Consider the following 20,525-nt stretch of genomic DNA (forward strand, 5'->3'; position numbering starts at 1 on the left):
CGACATGCGAGACGCCAAAGAGACTGGGGTTCAGACGCGTGCTCTTCGGATCCCGGCCGAGCCGGGCGAGCCCGGCGCGCCAATCCCCCGCCCCGGATGCCTCGCGCGCCATGCGTCCGATCCTCGCACGCACCGGCGACGGCGCCGCCGCCGCCGTCAGGCAGCGGCGATCCCGGCGTCACCGCGAATCGGGCGCAACAGTGCGACGCCGCGTGACGCCCCGTTGCGCTGCGCGGTCGCGGATGACGCCGCGGCCCGTGAGCCTGAGTCCCAGGAGGTTCCACCGATGACCCAGCGCCAGATCCGTTTCAACGCGTTCGACATGAACTGCGTCGCCCACCAGACCTCCGGGCTCTGGCGGCATCCCGAGGACCGTTCGCAGACCTACACCGACATCGAGTACTGGACGCATCTCGCGAAGCTGCTCGAGCGCGGCCGGTTCGACGGCATCTTCATCGCCGACGTGCTCGGCACGTACGACGTGTACGGCGGCTCGAACGAGGCCGCGATCCGCCACGGCGCCCAGGTGCCCGTCGGCGACCCGGTGCTCCTCGTCTCCGCGATGGCCGCCGTCACCGAGCACCTCGGCTTCGGCATCACGGCGGGCACCGCCTACGAGCATCCGTACCCGTTCGCACGTCGCATGTCGACGCTCGACCACCTCACCAAGGGGCGCGTCGGCTGGAACGTCGTGACCGGCTACCTGCCGAGCGCCGCGCGCAACCTCGGCAACGACGACCAGCTCGAGCACGACGACCGCTACGACCACGCCGACGAGTACCTCGAGGTGCTCTACAAGCTGTGGGAGGGCTCGTGGGAGGACGACGCGATCATCCGCGACGCCGAGACCGGCGTCTTCGCCGACCCGTCGAAGGTGCACGAGATCGGCCACCGCGGCAAGCACTTCACCGTGCCGGGCATCCACATCTCGGAGCCGTCGCCCCAGCGCACGCCGGTCATCTACCAGGCCGGCGCCTCGCCGCGAGGCGTCGCCTTCGCGGCCGAGAACGCCGAGGCGATCTTCGTCGGCGCCCCGACGAAGGCAGTGCTGAAGTCGACCGTCGGCCGCATCCGCGACGCGCTCGAGGCGGCCGGCCGCGACCGCTACGCGGCGAAGATCTACACGCTGCTGACGATCATCACCGACGAGACGAGCGAGCAAGCGCAGGCGAAGTACGAGGACTACCTCTCGTACGCGAGCGAAGAGGGCGCCCTCGTCTTCATGTCGGGCTGGATGGGCATCGACCTGTCGAAGTTCGCCCTCGACGAGCCCGTCGGCAACGTGCCCTCGAACGCGATCCGCTCGGTGATCGCGAACTTCGAGGAGGCGGCCGCGAACGGCGAGCAGTTCACCGTGGCCGACATCGCCCGGAACGGCGCGATCGGCGGGCTCGGCCCCACCGTCGTCGGTTCCGGCGTCGAGATCGCCGACCTGCTCGAGGAGTGGGTCGCCGAGACCGACGTCGACGGCTTCAACCTGGCGTACGCGATCACGCCGGGCACGTTCGAGGACGTCGTCGAGCACGTCATCCCCGAACTCCAGCGACGGGGCGTCTACCCGACCGAGTACGGGTCGGGCACGCTCCGGGAGAAACTCCACGGCCGCGGCGACAAGCTGCCCGAGGAGCACCGAGGCGCGGGCTACCGAGTGGGGACCCGGACCGCGCTCGCCTGATCCGGCGGCGGAGGGCGACGGCCGGGCCCGATGCAGTGGGCCCGGCCGTCGCTGCATCTGCCGGTCGAGTAGGCGCGCAGCCGTATCGAGACCACCGCACCCGGTCTCGATACGTTCCTCCGTCGCTCCTCGACCCGCCTCCGCAGCGCCGTATCGAGACCACCGCACCCGGTCTCGATACGTTCCTCCGTCACTCCTCGACCCGCCCCCGCGCACCGCCGGCCGAGACCGCGGCGCTCAGCGCAGCGGCGCGAGCCCGATCTCCCCGCTGCGCGGCGGCGGCGGGTCGTCGTCGTCCACGGGCGGATCCGCCACGGCGCCCGACGCGATCGTCGAACCGAGCGGCCGCTCCCAGGACCGGGCCGTCGCCAGCGCGGCGGAGCGCGCCTCGTCCTCGCGGGCGGCGATGGCGGCCCGCATGGCGCGCTCCTGCGAGTCGACGAACGCCTCGTTGAGGCGGATTCCGGCCGCGAGCCGGCGCGCGGCGCGGTCGCGGGCGAGCTCGAGTTCCGGCGCGGCCTCCTCGTGCAGGGCCTGCAGCCGCGCGTGCGACCAGATGCGCCCGGCCGCCACGGCGGAGTCGTCGGCGACGCGGGAGAGCCGGTCGTACGCCGTCGGCTTCATCAGGTTCATGAGGGTCTTCATGAGCACGGGCATGAGCTCGATGCAGATGAACAGCAGCGCGATCGAGAGGTGCGCCCACCATAGCAGCGCGTTCACGTCCCCGATGCGCACGAGCGCCTCCAGCCGCGCGAGCAGCCCCGTCGACCCGTCCGCCGCCGATTCGAACGCGGCCTCCTCGGCGGCCCGTGCCTCCGTGAGCCGCGCGAGCTCCGCCTGGTCCGTCGGCAGGGAGGCGGCGGCCGCGGCCGCGTTCGCCGAAGCCGTCGCGCCGAGCGAGGCCTCGGCGCTCGCCTTGGCATCCGCCTCCGCCTGCTTCGCGGTCTCGAGCGCGGCGAGCTTGCCGTCGCGGTCGAGCTTCTTCGACTGCGTGATGGGACCGTCGCCGACGATGCCCGTGCCTTCCGTGCCGTCGAGCTCGGCGAGCCACACCCGGTTCGCCTCGTCGTAGGCGGCCTGCGCCGCAGCGGTCGCGGCCTGCGCGGCGACGTAGTTCGGGTCCTGCGAGAGGTCGATCGCGCCGCCGGCGGCGACCGCGGCCTCCTCCGCGGCGATCTTCGCCTCGAGGTCGGGGATGCCCGCGTAGCGCGGGTCGGCGGCGAGCTCCTCCTCGAAGGCCGCCTTCTCCTCCTGCACCATCGCGGAGGTCTCGACGGCGATCTCGCGGGCGAAGATCTGCAGCACGAGCGGCGTCGAGATGACGACGCCGATCACGAGGGCGAGGGCGAGCCGCGGGAGGGCGAGCAGGATGTTCGCCCACTTCGAGTCCTGGCGCGGCATGCCGACGACGAGCATCCGGTCGAGGTTCAGGATGACGATGCCCCAGACGATCCCGACGACGATCGAGACGAGGAGCGGCAGCTGCACCGCCATGACGAGCGCGAAGACCGCCGAGGCCCCGGAGAGCACCGCGGTCGAGAGCAGCACGAGCGCCAGCGCGATGAATCTGGGCCGGTCTCCCGGTGCATCCGAGATGACGTCGCGGCGCGCGCCGCCGAGCCTGAGCAGTAGCGATTCCAGCCGTTCCACGCAACCCCCCAGCGCGATCCGGTCGGTCCCCGTCGGAAACCGGTGGCGAACACTGTACCTGCGCTACCGTGAATCGGGGTACGGGGGCTGACCCCCGGAAATGTGCATGGGGGTGCATCGATGAACGACACCAAAGCGGGCAAATCGCTCCGCGCACGCGCGATCGGACTGGCCGTCGCGGCCGCGGTCGGCGGCTTCCTGTTCGGCTTCGACTCGTCCGTCATCAACGGCGCGGTCGACTCGCTCGAGGCGGACTTCGGGCTCAACGACTTCATCACCGGCTTCGTGGTCGCGATCGCGCTGCTCGGCTGCGCGCTCGGCGCCTACCTCGCCGGCCGCATGGCCGACCGCTGGGGCCGCCTGCGGGTGATGTTCATCGGCGCGATCATGTTCTTCGTCTCCTCGCTCGGCGCCGGCCTCGCGTTCGCGGCCTGGGACCTCGCCCTGTGGCGCGTCATCGGCGGCATCGGCATCGGCATCGCCTCCGTGGTCGCCCCCGCGTACATCGCCGAGATCTCGCCGAAGAAGATCCGCGGCGCCCTGGCATCCCTCCAGCAGCTCGCGATCACCCTCGGTATCTTCGCCGCCCTGCTCTCCGACGCACTGCTCGCCAACTCGGCCGGCGGCGCGAACGAGGTGCTCTGGTTCGGCCTCGACGCCTGGCGCTGGATGTTCATCGTCGGCGCCGTGCCGGCGCTCGTCTACGGCATCCTCGCCTTCACGCTCCCCGAGTCGCCGCGCTACCTCATGCTGCACGACCGCCACGACGAGGCCCGCGTGGTGTTCGCGACCGTCGTGCCGGCCGACGAGCTCGACCGGACGATGCAGGACATCCAGGTCGAGATCGACCGCGACAAGGCCAACTCCGACGCCAACCTCAAGGGCCCGGTGCTCGGCCTGAAGCCGATCGTCTGGACCGGCATCATCCTGTCGATCTTCCAGCAGTTCGTCGGCATCAACGTGATCTTCTACTACTCGACGACGCTCTGGCAGGCGGTCGGCTTCGACGAGTCCGATTCGTTCACGATCTCCGTCTTTACGTCGGTCACGAACGTGCTCGTCACCCTCATCGCGATCGCGCTCGTCGACCGCCTCGGCCGCCGCCCCATCCTCATCACGGGCTCGGCGCTCATGGCGATCTCCCTCGCGACCATGGCGGTCGCGTTCTCGTTCTCGACGACGAACGCCGACGGCGACGTCTCGCTGCCGGGCGGCTGGGGCACGGCGGCGCTCATCGCGGCGAACCTCTTCGTCGTCGGCTTCGGCGCCTCGTGGGGCCCGCTCGTGTGGGTGCTCCTCGGCGAGATCTTCCCGAGCCGCATCCGCGGCAAGGCGCTCGGCGTCGCGGCCTCCGCGCAGTGGATCGCGAACTTCCTCATCACCGTGTCGTTCCCGGCGATGTCGTCGTGGTCGCTGCCGCTCACCTACTCGATGTACGCGGTGTTCGCGGTGCTGTCCGGTCTCTTCGTGCTCTTCCGGGTGCCCGAGACGCGCGGCATGGCGCTCGAGGACGCCGAGTCCACCTTCGCCAAGAAGCGCTGACCCGGGGCCGAGCAGGGGATGCCCCGCAACGGCACCACCTCGACCAAGGAGCAGGTCGCTGCCGGCGACCTGCTCCGGCAGATCGCGGTGGCCGCAGCCGCCGCGATCGCGGTCGTCGCAGGGCTGTCGGGGGCGGGCGTCTTCGGCGGCGTCCGGGCGCAGGACGTCGACGGCGGCGCGCTCGATTCGGATGCGACGCACCTCGCGCCGGGGTCGGGCGCGCTCGTCATCTGGACGGCCATCTGCGTCGGGTACGTGCTGTTCGCGATCTGGCAGTTCTTCCCCAACGAGCGCACGAAGCCGCGTCAGCGCGCCGCCGGGTGGTGGGTCGCCATGTCGATGCTGCTCAACGCGGTCTGGATCCTCGTGGTGCAGGCGGGGCTCGTCGTGCTCAGCGTGCTCGTCGTCGCGGCGCTCCTCGCCGCCCTCGCGGTCGCCTTCCGGCAGCTCCAGCAGACCGAGGCGGCCGGCCCGATCGACGTGCTCGTCGCCGACGGCACCGTCGGGCTCAGCCTCGGCTGGGTGAGCGTCGCCTCCGCGGCGAACGTCGCCGCCGCCCTCGTCGCCGTCGGGTTCGACGGGTTCGGGTGGCCCGCCGACGTGTGGTCGGTGCTCATCATCCTCGTGCTCACCGGCATCGGGATCGCGATCGCGATCATCGGCCGCGGACGCTTCGCCCCCGCGATCGCCATCGTGTGGGGCCTGGCCTGGATCGCCGTCGCCCGCCTGACCGACGACCCCTATTCGCTCACGACCGCGATCGCGGCGTTCGTCGCCGCGACCGTCATCGCGCTCGTGACGGTCGTCTCGCGCCTGCGCACGCTCGCCGTCGACGACGACCCCGTCTGAGCGCGCGAGGCTGCCTGCGGTTCAGAACGCGCCGTACGGGTCCTGCGCCTCGGCGATCCGCCGCGCGGCGATGCCGGTCGTCTCGGCCGACGGATCCCGTTCGCGCGAGCGCCCGTCCGCGAGGGCGTTGAGGTCGCCGTGCACCGCGCCGATGCGAGCCTCCCGCTCGGCGGCGTCCACCGCATCCTGCGCCGTGGGCTCGGCAGCGCCGCCCGCGAGCCGGCGATCGAGCCGGTCGAGCAGGGCGTCGCCGATCTCGCGCCAGGCGTCGCGGCGCGCCCGATCGACGATCGAGGCGAGGTACGCGGAGTTGTCGCCGAGGTCGCGGAGGATCTCCGCGGTGCGACGGCCGACCTGCTCGCGCAGGCGCAGGTTGCCCGCGTCGCGGCGGCGGTAGGAGTGCGGCGTCGGGGCCTTGCCGGGGCGCTGGAGCGCGCCGACGTACTCGCGCTGCGCGATCTCCGCCGAACGGCGCAGTTCGTCGGACGCCTCGATGAGCTCGAGCCGCGCCTCATTGATGTGGTCGGTCGTCGCGAAGCCATCGGGGGCCAGCGTCTGCATGATCATGCGGTTCTTCATGCCCATGATCACAGCGTTCTCGGCGAGCAGCAGGCCTTCCGCGACGGCCTCGTCGGGGTCGATCGGGTTGTCGATCGGCTCCGAGATCCACGGACGGTCCTGCACCGGCGTCGCCGCCGTCGGGGTGTCGAGGGTCGACGGGACGCCCGGCGGCGCCGGGATCGGCGGCGTCGGCGGCTCGAGCCCCGGCAGGACGACGGGGCGTGCCGCGCGCTCGGAGGCGTCGCGGTCGACGAGCTCGGCGAAGATCGGATCGACGTCGGGGTCGTCGTGCGGCGGCGAGACGCGCACGTTCGAACGGGCTTCGGCCTCGGCCTTCGCCTGTCGCTCGAGTTCGGCGAGGTGCGCCCGCCGGGCCGCGGCGGCCCACGGCTTGAAGAAGAAGCGGCGCTTCCGGCCCGGTGTCTTCGGCACGGTCCGCACCCCCTCCCGACGCACCTCGATACGGGCGCGTGCTTCCTCGGCGCGCCCGGAACGAGCGTATCCGAGGGCGGTCGGGTTGTCAGGCGACGGATGCCCGGCTGCCGCGCCCTCGCTGCGCCGCCGCGCCGCCGCCCGCGGTGTCGGCAGCGGTGTCGGCAGTGGCGCGTACGCTGCCGCCCATGCACTTCCGACAGGGCCGGCTCGTCACGAGCGCGAGCGACCTGACCGTCGCCTCGAACTGCGAGTTCGCCTTCCTCCGCGCCCTCGACGCGAGACTCGGCCGGCTGCCCGCCGTCGTCGAGCCCGACGACGCGATGCTCGAGCGGGCCGGTCGCCTCGGCGACGTGCACGAGACCCGCATCCTCGAGCGCTACCGCGCCGAGCGCCCCGACGGCGACGTGCGCTTCATCGAGCGGCCCGATCCTCGCGAGCAGACGGCGGTCGAGGCCGCGGTCGCCGAGACGCTCGCCGCAGTCGAGGCGCGCATCCCCGTCATCGCGCAGGCGACCTTCGCCGACGAGCACTTCATCGGGTTCGCCGACTTCCTCGTGCTGCGCGAGGGCGACGACGGCGTCGCCCGCTACGTCGTCCAGGACGCGAAGCTCGCCCGCCGCGCGAAGGTCACGGCGCTGCTGCAGCTCGCGGCGTACGCCGAGCGCCTCGACCTCGCGGGGGTGCCCCGCAGCGACGAGGTCGAGCTCCTCCTCGGCGACGGCTCGACGAGCGTGCACCGCGTCGTCGACCTCATGCCGGTCTTCCGGCTGCGCCGCGACCGCCTCGACCGGCAGATCGCCGAACGTTTCGCCGACGAGTCGCCCGTCGCCTGGGGCGCTCCCGACGTGTTCGCGTGCGGACGGTGCGCGACGTGCACCGAGGCCGTGGTCGCCGCGCGCGACCTGTTCCTCGTCGCGTCGCTGCGCCGCAGTCAGCGGGAGCGTCTCCGCGCCGCGGGCATCCGCACGATCGACGACCTCGCCGCCTCCACCGGCGACGTGACCGGCGTCGGCCCGGCCACGCTCGCGGGCCTGCGCACGCAGGCGCAGCTCCAGCTCCAGGCCGAACTGCTCGCCACCTCGTCGCCCGACCCCGACCACGCCCCGCCGCCCGTCGAGGTCGTCGATGCGGCCGCGCTCGCGGCCATCCCCGAGCCGAGCCCCGGCGACCTGTTCTTCGACTTCGAGGGCGACCCGCTCTACACGGAGGACGAGCACGACTGGGGCATCGACTACCTCTTCGGCATGGTCGACGACCACGACGTCTACACGGCGCTGTGGGCCCACGACTTCGCCGAGGAGCGCGTCGCCCTCGAGCGCTTCCTCGAACTCGTCGCCGAGCGCCGGACGGCGCATCCGGGGCTGCACATCTACCACTACGCCGCCTACGAGCGCACGCACCTGGCGTCCATCGCCGCGCGCCACGGCGTCGGCGAGGCCGAGGTCGACGCGCTGCTGCGCGAGGGCGTGCTCGTCGACCTCTACCCGATCGTGAAGCGCTCGATCCGAGTCGGCTCGCGCAGCTACTCGATCAAGAAGCTCGAGCCGCTCTACATGGGCGACGAGCATCGCGAAGCCGACGTCCAGGCGGGCGGCGACTCCATCACGGCCTACGTCGAGGCGCGCGACCTGCTCGGGGCCGTGCCGGGCGCGATCGATCCCGCGACCGGGCGGCCCGCCGCCGAACTCGGGCAGGAGAAGCTCGACGACCTCGCCGACTACAACCGCTACGACTGCGTCTCGACGCTGCGCCTGCGCGACTGGCTGCAGTCGATCGCCCGCGCACGCGGCGTCGCCCCGCTGCCGCCGATCGTCGAGCCCGAGGTCGTGCGGCCCCCGAGCCCGCTCGCCGCCGAACTCCTCTCCCGGGCCGGCGGCCCCGCGGCCGAACGCGGGCCGGAGGGCCGCAGCGACGACGAGACCGCCCTCGCCCTGGCCTCCGCCGCCATCGAGTACCACCGCCGCGAGGCCAAGTCGTTCTGGCTCGAGCACTACCTCCGGCTCGCGCAGCCGATCGAGAACTGGGGCGATGACCGCGACGTCTTCATCGTCGATCCGCGCGGCCGCCACGAATCGCTGCCATGGGGCAGGTCGGGCGGGCAGCGGGTCGCGCGTCGCCGCACGCGGCTCGCGGGCACGCTCGCGCCCGGTTCCAGCGTCAAGGCCGGCGACGAGGTCTTCGCCCTCTACCGCTCGCCGGCGCCCTTCCCCGTCACGCCGACGGCGTATCCGCTCGACGCCAAGTCCGGCGTCCGCGTCGTCGAGGTCGACGAGTCGGGCAGCGGCATCGTCATCGAGGAGACGGCCTCCGGCGCTCCGCCCTGGACGGAGCTGCCCGTCGCGATCACGCCCGGGCCGCCGCCCTCGCCCGGCGCGCAGGAGGGCGCGATCGAGCAGTGGGCCACCGCGGTCCTCGACGCCCAGCCCGACTGGCCGATCGGCGCGGCCGCCGATCTGCTGCGCCGCGTTCCGCCTCGCGTCGGCGGCGCCGCGCTCGCTCCCGTGGTCGACGGCGACGTCATCGGCGCCGTCGCCGACTCGCTGCTCGACCTCGACCGCTCCTACCTCGCGGTGCAGGGCCCGCCCGGCACCGGCAAGACCTACGTCGGCTCGCACGTCATCGCGCGCCTCGTCGCCCGACACGGCTGGCGCGTCGGCGTCGTCGCCCAGTCGCACGCCGTCGTCGAGCACCTGCTCGACCGGGTGGTCGCGGCGGGGCTGCCGGCCGCCTCGGTCGGCAAGGCCCGCAAGAGCGGGGCCGAGCCGGGCGGGCGCGAGTTCACCGAGCTCGACAAGAGCCGCGACGTCATCGACTTCATCGCCCGGCAGGGCGGCGCGGGCTTCGTCGTCGGCGGCACCGCCTGGACGTTCGCGAACAACTCCTACATCGCGCGCGGCTCGCTCGACCTGCTCGTCATCGACGAGGCCGGCCAGTTCGCCCTCGCCCCGACGATCGCGGCGGGTGCGGCGGCGCAGCGGCTGCTCCTGCTCGGCGATCCGCAGCAGCTCCCCCAGGTCTCCCAGGGCATCCACCCCGAGCCCGTCGACGGTTCCGCCCTCGGCTGGATCGCCGCCGGGCACGACGTGCTGCCACGCGGGTTCGGCTACTTCCTCGCCGAGAGCCGCCGCATGCACCCCGACGTCGCGCAGCCGGTCTCGGAGCTCTCCTACGAGGGGGCGCTGCGCTCCTACGACGGCGCCGCCGAGCGGCTCCTCGTGGGCGTCGAACCCGGGTTGCACGTCCTCCCGGTGCGCCACGAGGGCAACTCGACCGACTCGCCGGAGGAGGCGGTCGAAGTCGTGCGCCTCGCGTCGTCGCTGCTCGGCCGTCCGTGGCAGGAGGTCACCGAGGAGCTCGATGCGTCGACGGGCGAGATCCGCACCGTTCCGGTCGCGGCACGCCCGCTGGCGCAGCGCGACCTCATCGTCGTGACGCCCTACAACGCCCAGCTCCAGCGGGTGCGCGCCGCCCTCGACGCGGCCGGGCTCCGCGACGTGCCCGTCGGCACCGTCGACAAGTTCCAGGGGCAGGAGGCGGCCGTCGCGATCGTCTCGCTCGCGGCGTCCAGCGCTGAGGAGGTGCCGCGCGGCCTCGACTTCCTGCTGCTGCCGAACCGGCTCAACGTCGCGATCTCCCGGGCGAAGTGGGCGGCCTACCTGCTCTACTCGCCCGGCCTCCTGCAGGCGCTGCCGCACACGCCCGTCGGCGTCGCCCGGCTCAGCCGCTTCGCGCGACTCGTCGACGGCGGCTGACGCAGCCGGAGTTCCGTTCTCGTCCCGCGGACGACGGCGACGACGCGCGGTCCGGCGGGCGGGAAAACGGCACCCCGGCGGGTTCGGACAGCGGGCGCGGAGCATCCGCCCAGCCCGTGCCGGGCGGGTGCCCAGCGGGCTCGCCGTAGGCTCGGAGCATGACGACCTCCACGCCCGAGCAGGCCAACCCGACCGCGATCACCATGTACGGCGCCGAGTGGTGCAGCGACTGCCGCCGCTCGAAGAAGTTCCTCGACGCCTCCGGCGTCGATTACGTCTACGTCGACCTCGAGGTCGACGTCCCCGCCGCCGACATCGCCAAGGCGATCAGCGGCCGCACGAACATCCCCGTCGTGGTGTTCCCCGACGGGGACTTCTTCGTCGAGCCGACCGACGCCGACCTCGCCGCGAAGCTCGAGGCCGCCGCGGCCTGACCCGTCGCGTCCCGCCGGGCCGGCACGGGCCCGGCGGTCGACGCGCTCAGCCCAGTTCCGGCATGACCCGCTGCTCGAAGAGTTCGAGCGTGCGGGTGTCGTAGGCGGCCTCGGGCGAGTACACGATGGTGTACGCGAGCCCGTGGGCCGCGCGCTCCGCGAGCCGCTCGGCGACCTGCTCGGGCGTGCCGACGCCCGGCGTGCCGCGGTAGTCGTCGAGGAAGCGCTCGGTGGTCTCCCCGCCGAGGTGCGGCAGCACGCGCTCGCGGAGCACGGCGAGCTTGTCGCCGAGTTCGGCCTCGTCCTCGGCGAGCAGCAGGTTGAAGTTCGCGGAGCGGGTGATCTCCTGCGGATCGCGGCCGAGGGCGGCGCAGTGCGCGTCGAGCACGGCGGACTTGTGCACGAAGTCCTCGAGCGGGCCGGAGAAGTTCGTGTAGTCCGCGTACTTCGCTGCGATCTTCAGGGTGACCTTCTCGCCGCCGCCCGCGACCCAGATCGGCAGGCCGCCGGGCTGCGTCGAGCGCGGTTCGAAGATCGCGCCGTCGAAGTCGGAGAACTCGCCCGAGAAGTCCGCCCGGCCCGTCGTGAAGGCCTGGTGCAGCACTTCGACGCCCTCGCGGAGCATCCGGAGCCGGGTCGGGGCGTCGGGGAAGCCGAAACCGTACGCGCGCCACTCGTGCTCGTACCAGCCGGCGCCGATGCCGAGCTCGACGCGACCGCCCGAGATGAGGTCGGCGGTCAGCGCGGTCTTCGCGAGCACGCCGGGGTTGCGGTAGCCGAGGCACGTGCACATCTGGCCGAGCCGCACGCGCGAGGTCGTCGCGGCGAACGCCGACATGAGCGCCCACGCCTCGTGCGTGGCCTGGTCGGTCGGCGCGGGCACCGTGTGGAAGTGGTCGTAGACCCAGATCGATTCCCACGGCCCGGCGTCGGCGCGCTCGGCGAGGCCGCGCATCACCGCCCAGTGCTCCGCGGGGTCGATGCCGACGAGATCGTGCCGCCAGCCCTGGGGGATGAACATTCCGAAGCGCATCGGGCCACCCTAACCCGCTGCGACCGCCCTTCAGGGCTCGCCCTGATCCGCCCAGGCACGCGCTTTCCTAGGCTCGAGCACTATGACGAACGCGGCAGGGTGGGTGCTCCGTCCGGACGAGATCCGGGCATCGGCGATCTTCACGGATCAGAGCAGGCTCGTGCGCGTCCGCCTCTGGGCGCCGTGCCCCGACTCCACCTGGGCGCTCGGGTTCGCGCTCGTGCGCGGCGACCAGAACGAGCGGCGCCTGCGACTCCGACTCCTCGCCGAGGGCGGGGATCCCGCGACGACGCGTTCCGCACGCGGCGTCCGCCGCGAGGCCGAGGCGATTGTCGAGTGCCGGTCCGCCCGCGAGGTCGTCGTCGAACTGCCCGACGGCACCGAGACCGTCGTCCCGGTGTCCGAACCGGCCGGCCGCCGCCGCGTGCCGCTCGCGGCGGGCTGACCCGCCGCCGCTCAGACCAGCGCGAACCGCAGTTCCGCGACCGCGGGGCCCGTCCACACATCGGGGTCGAGGTCGTCGGCCCGCACGGTGACGATCGTGCCGCCCTTGCGCGCGACGAGCATCGCGATCTGCGGCAGCAGGTCGCCTGCGGGCGTGCCGTCGGCGAGCGCGTCGCCCGTGCCGTCGCCCACCGCGTACTCGATGGCGCCGGACTCGGCGTCGAAGCATCCGTTCACCGACCGCGTGAAGTCGAACCAGTAGGTGAGGACGGCGCCGTCCACGGCCTGCCGGCCGATCGCGGCGAGGTCGGTCTCGACGCGTCCGGAGTTGTCGTCGGCGAGGGCCTTGAGCTGCGTCGAGGCCTCGGCGACGTTGAGCTTGGCGAGCTCGGACCGGATCTCGAAGTCGATCTCGGCCGCGCCGAGGCGGTCGGGGTTGCCGCCGACGAGCACGACGCGTCGCGTCTTGGAGGCGCGCTCGCGGATGAGGCTGAGCAGCGGCTCGGTGGCGAAGACGAAGACGGGCACCCGCTGCTCCGGGTCGAGCTCGCCGAGGGTCTTGCGCGCGCTGTCGACGACGCGCTTCGCGTAGATGTCGAGGAGGGTCTTGCGGCCCTCGTCGCCGACGAGCCGCGAGCGGTCGCCGCGCGGACCGCCGTGGCCGGGGCGTTCCTCGCCGGGTTCGCGGTTGGTGACGCTGTCGAGGTCGGCGCCCTCGGAGTCGGGTACGTCGAGCTTGACCGCCCGATCGGTGGGCGTCGCGTGCCAGAGCGACCAGCCGTTGGCGGACACGGCGAGCGCGTAGGCCTCCTGTTCCTGGCTCGGTGCGCGGAGGAGCTGTCCGAGCGAGAAGTGGCTGCCGACGGCGACCTCGTCGTCGAGGCGGTTGGGCAGCACGAAGGTCTCCGAGAATCCGGGGGCGATGAAGATCGCGAGCGAGCGCGAGAGCCCGCCCCAGAGCTGGAGGTCCCCGTCCACGGCGTCGATCTCGACGCGGAGGGCTTCGACGTCGGCGGCGGACGCGCCGCGCGACTTGACCTGATCGAGGCCCTTCGTGAACAGGCTGCGGACCGCGGTCCTGGCGCGTTCGCGCTCCGCGACGACGGGCGAGGTCGAGGCGTAGAGCGAGATCGCCGGATCGTGCGCGCCGCCGAGGACGGCGAAATCTGCAGCGGTCGGCAGTTGGTAGTGGACGGACATGCGTTCCTCCCCAATGCTCGTCGCGGCCCCCCGGCCGCTGAGTGGGCCCCACCCTAGTGCGGACGGCTCCGACCCGACAGGGTGGATGCGCAGTGCGTCGGCGAAGGTCGTGGGCGGATCCGGCGTGTTCGGGAATGCACGGCCCGGGCTTCCGCGTTGCCCTCAGGGATGTCGCTCGCACTCTCGGTCCTCGATCTCGTCCCCGTCCGCTCCGGACAGTCGTCCGCCCAGGCGATCGCCGCCTCGATGTCGCTCGCGCAGCGGGCGGATCGGCTCGGCTTCGCCCGCTACTGGTTCGCGGAGCACCACAACATGCCGGCGGTCGCGTCGACGAACCCGCCGGTCCTCGTGGCGGCGGCCGCGGCCCTGACCGAGCGCATCCGCGTCGGCTCGGGCGGCGTGATGCTGCCGAACCACGCGCCGCTCGTCGTCGCGGAGCAGTTCGCGGCGATCGAGGCGATGGCGCCGGGCCGCGTCGACCTCGGCATCGGCCGGGCGCCGGGCAGCGATCCCGTGATCTCGCAGCTCCTCCGGCTCTCGGGCACGACGAGCGACGTCGACCGCTTCCCCGACCACATCGCGGACATCCGTTCCCTGCTCTCGCCGGAGGGCGCGAATCTGCGCCTGACGAGCGGGCGGGAGTACGCGATCACCGCGACGCCCGCGGCGACGGGGACCCCGGAGGTCTGGCTGCTCGGCTCGAGCGACTACTCGGCGCGGTTGGCCGCGGCCGAGGGGCTGCCGTACGTGTTCGCGAACCACTTCTCGGGGCAGGGCCTCGAGCGGGCGCTCGAGCTGTACCGCTCGGAGTTCGCGCCGGGGGCCCTCGAGGCGCCGAAGACCTTCCTCACGGCCAACGTCGTCGTCGCACCGACCGCGGCGGAGGCGGAGCGCCGGGCGCTCCCCCAGATGCGCACGATGGCGCGGCTGCGGCTCGGTTTGCCGCTGCGGGGCCTCGAGACGGTCGACGAGGCCGAGGCGGATGCCGCGGCGCGCACGAACTCGGCGATGGACGAGCTCGTGGCGGCCCAGCGGCAGGCGTGGTTCATCGGCGACCCGGCCGACGTCGCGTCTCGGTTGCGCGCCTTCGCCGAACGCCACGGCGTCGAGGAGATCATGCTCTCCCCGGTCGCGGCAGCCTTCGCGGACGAGCCGCTCGATGCCGCGCCGGGGCGCGAGCAGACGCTCGAGCTCCTCGCCGACGCGATCGGCTGATCCCGGGCGGACCGGTCGGGGAACGCGGACGGAAGTCATCGGAACGCCACAGGCGCGGCATCGGATCGCCATCGGGCGCTCTGGCTGACTGGAGGTCATCCCGAGCCCGACCGGCATCCGCACCAGGCGGACGGCCGGCGGGCGGACCCCCTGAGGAGCCCGCATGACCCCCCTGTTGTTCGTCGCCATCGACCTGGTCGCGATCGCCGTGCTGGTGTTCGCCGTGTACTTCCCGAGGCACCGGCGGCGCGACCTGGTCGTGTCGTACCTGACGGTCAACGTCGGCGTGCTCGCCGTCTCGATCGTGCTCTCGGATGCGGCGCTCGGCGCGGGGCTCGGCCTCGGCCTCTTCGGCGTGCTCTCGATCATCCGGCTCCGCTCGCGCGAGATCGAGCAGCACGAGGTCGGCTACTACTTCGCAGCGCTCGCCCTCGGCCTGCTCGGCGGGCTCGGCTCGACGCTCGGCTGGACCACGATCGCGCTCATGGCGCTCGTCGTGGGCGTGCTCGCGGTCGCCGACCACCCGCGTCTGTTCCGTCGAACGCGTCAGCAGCTCGTGCAGCTCGACCGCGCGATCGCCGACGAGGCGGCGCTCGAGGCCCACCTCGCGGAACTGCTCGGCGCCCGCATCCACGAGACGCGCGTCGAGCGCCTCGACCTCGTCGACGACACGACCCTCGTCGAGGTGCGCTACGAACTGCGACCGGATGCCTCGGGCCGCGGTCGCACGACGGCAGGGACCCGGCAGGCCGCCGGCGGCACGGCCGGGTTCGCGGGCGTCGACGCGGGAGAACGTCGATGAGCGCCCTCGCGCGGCTCGCCGCTCTCCCGCCCGTCGACCTCGTCGAGCTCAACGAGCGCGCCGAGCTGCAGACCCGCATCGACCGCAAGTACCTCGTGCCGCTCGACCGGCTGCCGGCCGTGCTCGTCCGGCTGGACGACGACACCCGCGTGCTCGAGATCGGCGGCGCCCGGGACTCGGCGTACGAGTCGGTCTACTTCGACACCCCCGACCTCCTGAGCTACCGGCTCGCGGCGACCGCCCGTCGGCGGCGCTTCAAGATCCGCACCCGGTCCTACCTCGACTCGGAGCTGAGCTTCCTCGAGGTCAAGACCCGCGGCGGTCGTGCCGCCACGGTGAAGGGCCGCGTGAGCGTCGACCCGACGAGCGCCTCGACGCTCGAGGGCGAGGCCCTCGCCTACGCCGAGGAGACGCTCGCCGAGACGGGCGTCACCGATGCGCGCGGCCTCCGCCTGGAGGCGACGCTCGTCACCCGGTACCGCCGGGCGACGCTCCTCGTGCCGGCGACGGCCGAGCGCGTCGAGTCGCGCGCCACGATCGACGTCGGCCTCGAGTGGGTCGACCTCGAGCCGGCGGAGCGCCACGAGGCGTGCCGCCCCCGGCGCATGCGCACCCCGCACCTGGCGATCGTCGAGACGAAGTCCGCGGCGACGCCCGGCACCGTCGACCGGGCGCTGTGGGCCGAGGGCCTGCGGCCCGCTCGCGTGTCGAAGTTCGCCACGGGCCTCGCGGCGCTGCACCCCGAGCTGCCGTCGAACCGGTGGCACCGCACGCTCGTGCGCCATTTCGCCGATGCGACCTTCGCCCCGGCGAGCGCGCCGACCCCCGACCGGAGCGCCCTCGCGGCGTGATCCCGGGACCGAACCCCCAGCATCCCGAGGAGGGATCATGAACGAGCAGCACCCCGCCCCCCGCTCCCGCCGCAGCCTGCGATTCGCGATCGGCGCCGCGCCGGTCGTCGCGGGCGCACTCGTCCTCGCGGGCTGCGCGACCGCCGCCGACGGCACGGCCGCCGGCTCCACGGGCAGCACGGGCAGCACGGAGACGGTCGCGGCCGTCGACGTGGACCCGACGATCACCGCCGCCGCCGCGATGGCGGAGAACGAGGCGCCGCCCATCGAGGAGGCCGACGACACCTGGGATTCCGCCGACGAGCAGGCCGTCGTCCTCGACGGCGACACCGCCACGACGGACGCCGAGGGCGTGAGCGTCTCCGGCGGCACCGTCACCATCACGGCGCCCGGCACCTACCGGCTCTCCGGCGACCTCGCCGGCCAGGTCGTCGTCGACAGTGCCGACGAGGGCCTCGTCCGCATCATCCTCGACGACGCCTCCATCGTCTCCGACACGAGCGCGGCGATCGCCGTCGCGGCCGCCGACCGGGTGCAGCTCGTGCTCGCCGACGGCACCGAGAACTCGGTGCAGGATGCCTCGACGCGCGCGGCCGGGGACGAGTCCGACGCCGCGATCTGGTCGAAGGCGGATCTCGTCATCGCCGGCGACGGCTCGCTGGAGGTGACCGGCTCGGTGAACGACGGCATCGCCTCGAACGACGGGCTCGTCATCACGGGCGGCACGATCACGCTCGACGCCGTCGACGACGGGCTGCGCGGCAAGGACCTGCTCTACGTGGCCGGCGGCACGCTCGACGTCATGGCGGGCGGCGACGGGCTGAAGTCCGACGACGAGGAGGACGCGACGCGCGGCTACGTCGCCGTCGCGGGCGGCGAGGTCTCGGTCGACGCCGGCGGCGACGGTCTCGCAGCCACGACCGACGTCCTCGTCTGGGGCGGCACGCTCGACGTGACGGCCGGCGGCGGTGCGGCCGCCGCGGCGGACCTCGCCGAGGACGCCTCCGCGAAGGGCCTGAAGGGCGGCGTGCTCGTGCTCGTCGAGGGCGGCTCGGTCGTGGTCGACGCCGCCGACGACGCGGTGCACTCCGACAACACGGTGCACCTCGCCGACGGCACGCTCGCGCTCGCCTCGGGCGACGACGGCGTGCACGGCGACGTCGCGGTGACCGTCTCGGGCGGCGCGACGTCGATCGTCGAGTCGGTGGAGGGCATCGAGGGTGCCGCGATCACGATCTCGGGCGGCACGACGGAGGTCGTCTCGAGCGACGACGGCCTGAACGCCTCCGACGGCTCGGGCGGGGAGGGCACCGCGAACACGAGCCTGCTCATTTCCGGCGGCACGCTCACGGTGGATGCCGCGGGCGACGGCCTCGACTCCAACGGGACCGCGACGATCACGGGCGGGACGACGATCGTCGCGGGTCCGACGAACTCCGGCAACGGCGCGCTCGACGGATCCTTCGACATCACGGGCGGCGTGCTGCTCGCCGCGGGCGCCGCGGGCATGGCGGTCGCCCCCTCGGCGGATGCCGATCAGGCGACGGTGCTCGTGTCGGTGTCGGGCACGGTGGCGGCGGGCGACACCGTCCAGCTCGTCGCCGACGACGGCACGGTGCTGGCGACCTACACGGCGCCCAAGCAGTACGAGACGCTGGCGTTCTCCTCGGCGGACGTCGTCAACGGCACCACCTACTCGCTGGTCTCCGGCGGCACGTCCTCCGGCAGTGCGATCGGCGGCTACACGGCCGGCGACGGCGCGACCGCGTCGACGTCGTCCGCCCTCGGCTCGGCGGTCGCGGGCGAGCAGGTCTCGGAGGGCATGGGCGGTCCCGGCGGCGGGGGCGGTCAGGGCGGCGGACAGCCCCCGAGCGGCGGCCGCCCCTGAGCGTCCGCTCGCATGCCGACGCCGGCGCAGCCGGGCGGGTCCGGCACGGAGCAACCGGACATGCAGAACGCCCCCGCGGATCGCGGGGGCGTTCACCTCGTTCGAGCGGCTGCGCTCAGGCGGCGAGGCCCAGTCGGCGCAGATCGGAGTCGCTCGGGGCGACGTCCGTCCCGTCCGGCACGACGGCGTCGCGGGGGACGCGCGCGCCGTGGTGCACCTTGGCGTCGGCGCCGATCTCGGCGTACGCACCGAGCTCGACCGACTTGCCGATGACGGCGCGGCGGCCGACGTGCACGTTGGGCCCGACGACGGCGCGCTCCGAGACGACCGCGTCGCGGTCGACCCACACGCCGTGGCCGATGTTCGCCCCGCGCTGCACGATCGCGCCCGGGTCGACGTACGCGCTCCGGTCGACGTAGGCGGTCGGGTCGACCTTCGCCTTCACCGACACGAGCCCCTTGCCGTTCACGTGCTTGCGATAGCGCTGCAGCACTCCCGAATCGTCTTCGAACTCGACATAACTGATGCCCACTTCGTCTCCTCCCACGGGATGGTCTTCGGGTGGCATCCCGGACAACCTCGGATATAACACGGGTCGCCGCGGTGCTATTCCCCGAGCCGCACGGGATCTGCGGGATGCCGCAAGGGTGCCGGCACGGGGCATCCGCTCAGGGCTCGCACCGGCCCGCCGACCGGGGTCGCCCTGATTTCCGGGCGTTCGAGGGCCGCACGCCGCGCGCACCGTTGTCGAGCAATCCTCGGATGACTAGGTTCACGGAACGTGCCCGGCTTCCGCCGGCGCGGCCGAGTCCCCCCGGTCCCCAGCCACCGGAAACCCAGCCATGACCGCCTACCTCCTCTGCGCCACCCCGTTCCAGGGCCACGTCGCGCCCGTCCTCGAAGTCGGCCGCCGGCTCGTCGCGGCCGGACACCGTGTGGCCGTGCTCACCGGTTCGCGCTTCGGCGAGGACGTGCGGCGCATCGGCGCCGAGCACCGTGCGCTCGACGGACCGGCCGATTTCGACGACCGCGCCCCCGAGGACCTGCTGCCCGACCGCGCGCGCTACCGCGGCCTCGCCCGGTTCGAGTACGACCTCATCCAGGCCTTCGCGACGCCCCTGCCCGCGCAGTCGAAGTCGCTCGACGCCGCGATCGCCGAGGTGCGGCCGGCCGCGGTGCTCGCGGAGCCCGGCTTCACGGGCGTGCTCCCCCTGCTGCAACGCGATCGTCCGACCCGACCGCCCGTGCTCGGGCTCGGCGTCATCCCGCTCGCACAGGTCTCGGTCGACACCGCGCCGTTCGGACTCGGGCTCCGCCCGACGCGCTCCGCGCTCGGGCGCGCCCGCAACCGCGCCCTCAACGCCCTCGTGACCCGCGTGCTCTTCGCCCGCCTCGCGAAGCTCGTCGACGCGGAACTCGTCGAGCTCGGCGGGCATCCGCTGGAGGGGTTCGCGCTCGACCCGTCGCGGCTCTACGACCGCTACCTGCAGCTCTCCGCGGAGTCCTTCGAGTACTCGCGCAGCGACCTCAGCGACAACGTCCGCTTCGTGGGCGCCGTGCTGCCGGGAACGACGGCGCCGGCGGCGCTGCCGTCCTGGTGGGACGACCTCGACGGCTCGCGGCCGGTCGTGCACGTCACCCAGGGCACGCTCGACAACCAGGACTTCGCCCGGCTCGTGCGCCCCACGATCGACGCCCTCGCCGACCGTTGGTGCACGCTCGTCGTCTCGACGGGCGGGCGGCCGATCGAGGAGCTCGGCTCGCTGCCCGGCAACGTGCGAGCCGCCGAGTTCCTCCCCTACGCCGAGCTCCTGCCGAAGACCGACGTCATGATCACCAACGGCGGCTTCGGCGGCGTGCAGCAGGCGCTCGCGCACGGCGTGCCGCTCATCGTCGCCGGCGAGACCGAGGACAAGCCCGAGGTCGCCGCCCGCGTCGCGCACGCCGGGGCGGGCGTGAACCTGCGCACCGGCACGCCGTCGCCGAACCGGATCGAGGGCGCGTTCGACCGGGTGATGCGCCGGCCCGCCTACCGGGAGCGGGCCGCGGCCCTCGCCGTCGAGCTCGCGGCCCACGACGCCCCGGCCGCGATCGCCGCCGAGCTCGAGGCGGCGGCCACGGGCCTCCCGCCGACGCCGCTGCACACGACAGAACGGAGGAGCAGTCGTCTGAACTGCAGACAGTTTGGCATCCC

At 73.2% G+C, this 20,525-nt stretch carries 16 protein-coding genes; 11 read left to right on the plus strand and 5 right to left on the minus strand.

Annotated elements, in window-relative coordinates; genetic code table 11:
• Nucleotides 1-286 precede the first annotated feature (286 nt).
• On the plus strand, nucleotides 287-1,675 hold the full coding sequence (locus GB864_RS14095; RefSeq protein ID WP_160426141.1) for an LLM class flavin-dependent oxidoreductase: 1,389 nt from the start codon (nucleotides 287-289) through the stop codon (nucleotides 1,673-1,675).
• Between the two features lie 237 nt (nucleotides 1,676-1,912).
• Here the strand turns inward: GB864_RS14095 and GB864_RS14100 are convergent, their stop codons facing one another.
• On the minus strand, nucleotides 1,913-3,325 hold the full coding sequence (locus GB864_RS14100; protein ID WP_160426143.1) for a DUF4407 domain-containing protein: 1,413 nt from the start codon (nucleotides 3,323-3,325) through the stop codon (nucleotides 1,913-1,915).
• 120 nt (nucleotides 3,326-3,445) lie between these two features.
• On the opposite strand from GB864_RS14100, the gene GB864_RS14105 reads away from it, so the two are divergent.
• Together GB864_RS14105 and GB864_RS14110 are read left to right on the plus strand one after the other, a co-directional pair.
• Nucleotides 3,446-4,867 carry a sugar porter family MFS transporter gene (locus tag GB864_RS14105; RefSeq protein WP_160426145.1) on the plus strand — a complete coding sequence of 474 codons (1,422 nt, stop codon included), beginning with the start codon at nucleotides 3,446-3,448 and terminating at the stop codon, nucleotides 4,865-4,867.
• An 18-nt stretch (nucleotides 4,868-4,885) separates the two neighbouring features.
• Nucleotides 4,886-5,716 (plus strand): tryptophan-rich sensory protein, encoded by an 831-nt coding sequence (locus GB864_RS14110; protein WP_160426147.1) that lies wholly within the window; start codon nucleotides 4,886-4,888, stop codon nucleotides 5,714-5,716.
• 21 nt (nucleotides 5,717-5,737) lie between these two features.
• On the opposite strand, the gene GB864_RS14115 is transcribed toward GB864_RS14110, so the two are convergent.
• Nucleotides 5,738-6,709 carry a hypothetical protein gene (locus GB864_RS14115; RefSeq protein WP_160426149.1) on the minus strand — a complete coding sequence of 324 codons (972 nt, stop codon included), beginning with the start codon at nucleotides 6,707-6,709 and terminating at the stop codon, nucleotides 5,738-5,740.
• Between the two features lie 188 nt (nucleotides 6,710-6,897).
• On the opposite strand from GB864_RS14115, the gene GB864_RS14120 reads away from it, so the two are divergent.
• On the plus strand, nucleotides 6,898-10,464 hold the full coding sequence (locus tag GB864_RS14120; protein ID WP_160426151.1) for a TM0106 family RecB-like putative nuclease: 3,567 nt from the start codon (nucleotides 6,898-6,900) through the stop codon (nucleotides 10,462-10,464).
• Nucleotides 10,465-10,622: 158 nt separating this feature from the next.
• Nucleotides 10,623-10,898, plus strand: coding sequence for a glutaredoxin family protein (locus tag GB864_RS14125; protein WP_160426153.1), 276 nt, complete (start codon nucleotides 10,623-10,625; stop codon nucleotides 10,896-10,898).
• 46 nt (nucleotides 10,899-10,944) lie between these two features.
• On the opposite strand, the gene GB864_RS14130 is transcribed toward GB864_RS14125, so the two are convergent.
• Nucleotides 10,945-11,931, minus strand: coding sequence for an LLM class F420-dependent oxidoreductase (locus GB864_RS14130; RefSeq protein ID WP_160426154.1), 987 nt, complete (start codon nucleotides 11,929-11,931; stop codon nucleotides 10,945-10,947).
• Between the two features lie 82 nt (nucleotides 11,932-12,013).
• Between GB864_RS14130 and GB864_RS14135 the strand changes: the two genes are divergently transcribed.
• Nucleotides 12,014-12,376, plus strand: coding sequence for a hypothetical protein (locus GB864_RS14135; protein ID WP_160426156.1), 363 nt, complete (start codon nucleotides 12,014-12,016; stop codon nucleotides 12,374-12,376).
• An 11-nt stretch (nucleotides 12,377-12,387) separates the two neighbouring features.
• Here the strand turns inward: GB864_RS14135 and GB864_RS14140 are convergent, their stop codons facing one another.
• Complete coding sequence (locus GB864_RS14140; protein WP_160426158.1) at nucleotides 12,388-13,575, minus strand: baeRF11 domain-containing protein; 1,188 nt, start codon at nucleotides 13,573-13,575, stop codon at nucleotides 12,388-12,390.
• 168 nt (nucleotides 13,576-13,743) lie between these two features.
• On the opposite strand from GB864_RS14140, the gene GB864_RS14145 reads away from it, so the two are divergent.
• The 4 genes from GB864_RS14145 to GB864_RS14160 all read left to right on the plus strand — a co-directional run bounded on the left by GB864_RS14145 (nucleotide 13,744) and on the right by GB864_RS14160 (nucleotide 18,331).
• On the plus strand, nucleotides 13,744-14,790 hold the full coding sequence (locus GB864_RS14145; protein ID WP_160426161.1) for an LLM class flavin-dependent oxidoreductase: 1,047 nt from the start codon (nucleotides 13,744-13,746) through the stop codon (nucleotides 14,788-14,790).
• A gap of 163 nt (nucleotides 14,791-14,953) precedes the next feature.
• On the plus strand, nucleotides 14,954-15,592 hold the full coding sequence (locus tag GB864_RS14150; protein WP_160426163.1) for a DUF4956 domain-containing protein: 639 nt from the start codon (nucleotides 14,954-14,956) through the stop codon (nucleotides 15,590-15,592).
• Nucleotides 15,589-16,443 carry a polyphosphate polymerase domain-containing protein gene (locus GB864_RS14155; protein WP_160426165.1) on the plus strand — a complete coding sequence of 285 codons (855 nt, stop codon included), beginning with the start codon at nucleotides 15,589-15,591 and terminating at the stop codon, nucleotides 16,441-16,443. The genes GB864_RS14150 and GB864_RS14155 overlap by 4 nt, the downstream gene beginning before the upstream one ends.
• A 37-nt stretch (nucleotides 16,444-16,480) precedes the next feature.
• Entirely contained in the window at nucleotides 16,481-18,331 is a 1,851-nt protein-coding gene (locus GB864_RS14160; RefSeq protein ID WP_160426167.1) for a carbohydrate-binding domain-containing protein, read from the plus strand.
• Nucleotides 18,332-18,446: 115 nt separating this feature from the next.
• Here GB864_RS14160 and GB864_RS14165 read toward each other — a convergent pair whose 3' ends face one another.
• Nucleotides 18,447-18,863, minus strand: a complete 417-nt coding sequence (locus GB864_RS14165) for a transferase (RefSeq protein ID WP_160426169.1) — start codon at nucleotides 18,861-18,863, stop codon at nucleotides 18,447-18,449.
• Between the two features lie 310 nt (nucleotides 18,864-19,173).
• On the opposite strand from GB864_RS14165, the gene GB864_RS14170 reads away from it, so the two are divergent.
• Nucleotides 19,174-20,525 (plus strand): nucleotide disphospho-sugar-binding domain-containing protein (locus GB864_RS14170; RefSeq protein ID WP_160426172.1); only part of this gene is annotated, 1,352 nt, incomplete at its 3' end.

This window comes from Agromyces seonyuensis, assembly GCF_009789225.1.
Lineage (GTDB): Bacteria > Actinomycetota > Actinomycetes > Actinomycetales > Microbacteriaceae > Agromyces > Agromyces seonyuensis.

What these genes read in the sequence shown, in the direction of transcription:
- GB864_RS14095 (WP_160426141.1), top strand. Translation starts at nt 287, where the DNA reads ATGACCCAGCGCCAGATCCGTTTCAACGCGTTCGACATGAACTGCGTC.
- GB864_RS14105 (WP_160426145.1), top strand. Translation starts at nt 3,446, where the DNA reads ATGAACGACACCAAAGCGGGCAAATCGCTCCGCGCACGCGCGATCGGA.
- GB864_RS14110 (WP_160426147.1), top strand. Translation starts at nt 4,886, where the DNA reads ATGCCCCGCAACGGCACCACCTCGACCAAGGAGCAGGTCGCTGCCGGC.
- GB864_RS14120 (WP_160426151.1), top strand. Translation starts at nt 6,898, where the DNA reads ATGCACTTCCGACAGGGCCGGCTCGTCACGAGCGCGAGCGACCTGACC.
- GB864_RS14125 (WP_160426153.1), top strand. Translation starts at nt 10,623, where the DNA reads ATGACGACCTCCACGCCCGAGCAGGCCAACCCGACCGCGATCACCATG.
- GB864_RS14130 (WP_160426154.1), bottom strand. Translation starts at nt 11,931, where the DNA reads ATGCGCTTCGGAATGTTCATCCCCCAGGGCTGGCGGCACGATCTCGTC.
- GB864_RS14135 (WP_160426156.1), top strand. Translation starts at nt 12,014, where the DNA reads ATGACGAACGCGGCAGGGTGGGTGCTCCGTCCGGACGAGATCCGGGCA.
- GB864_RS14140 (WP_160426158.1), bottom strand. Translation starts at nt 13,575, where the DNA reads ATGTCCGTCCACTACCAACTGCCGACCGCTGCAGATTTCGCCGTCCTC.
- GB864_RS14145 (WP_160426161.1), top strand. Translation starts at nt 13,744, where the DNA reads ATGTCGCTCGCACTCTCGGTCCTCGATCTCGTCCCCGTCCGCTCCGGA.
- GB864_RS14150 (WP_160426163.1), top strand. Translation starts at nt 14,954, where the DNA reads ATGACCCCCCTGTTGTTCGTCGCCATCGACCTGGTCGCGATCGCCGTG.
- GB864_RS14155 (WP_160426165.1), top strand. Translation starts at nt 15,589, where the DNA reads ATGAGCGCCCTCGCGCGGCTCGCCGCTCTCCCGCCCGTCGACCTCGTC.
- GB864_RS14160 (WP_160426167.1), top strand. Translation starts at nt 16,481, where the DNA reads ATGAACGAGCAGCACCCCGCCCCCCGCTCCCGCCGCAGCCTGCGATTC.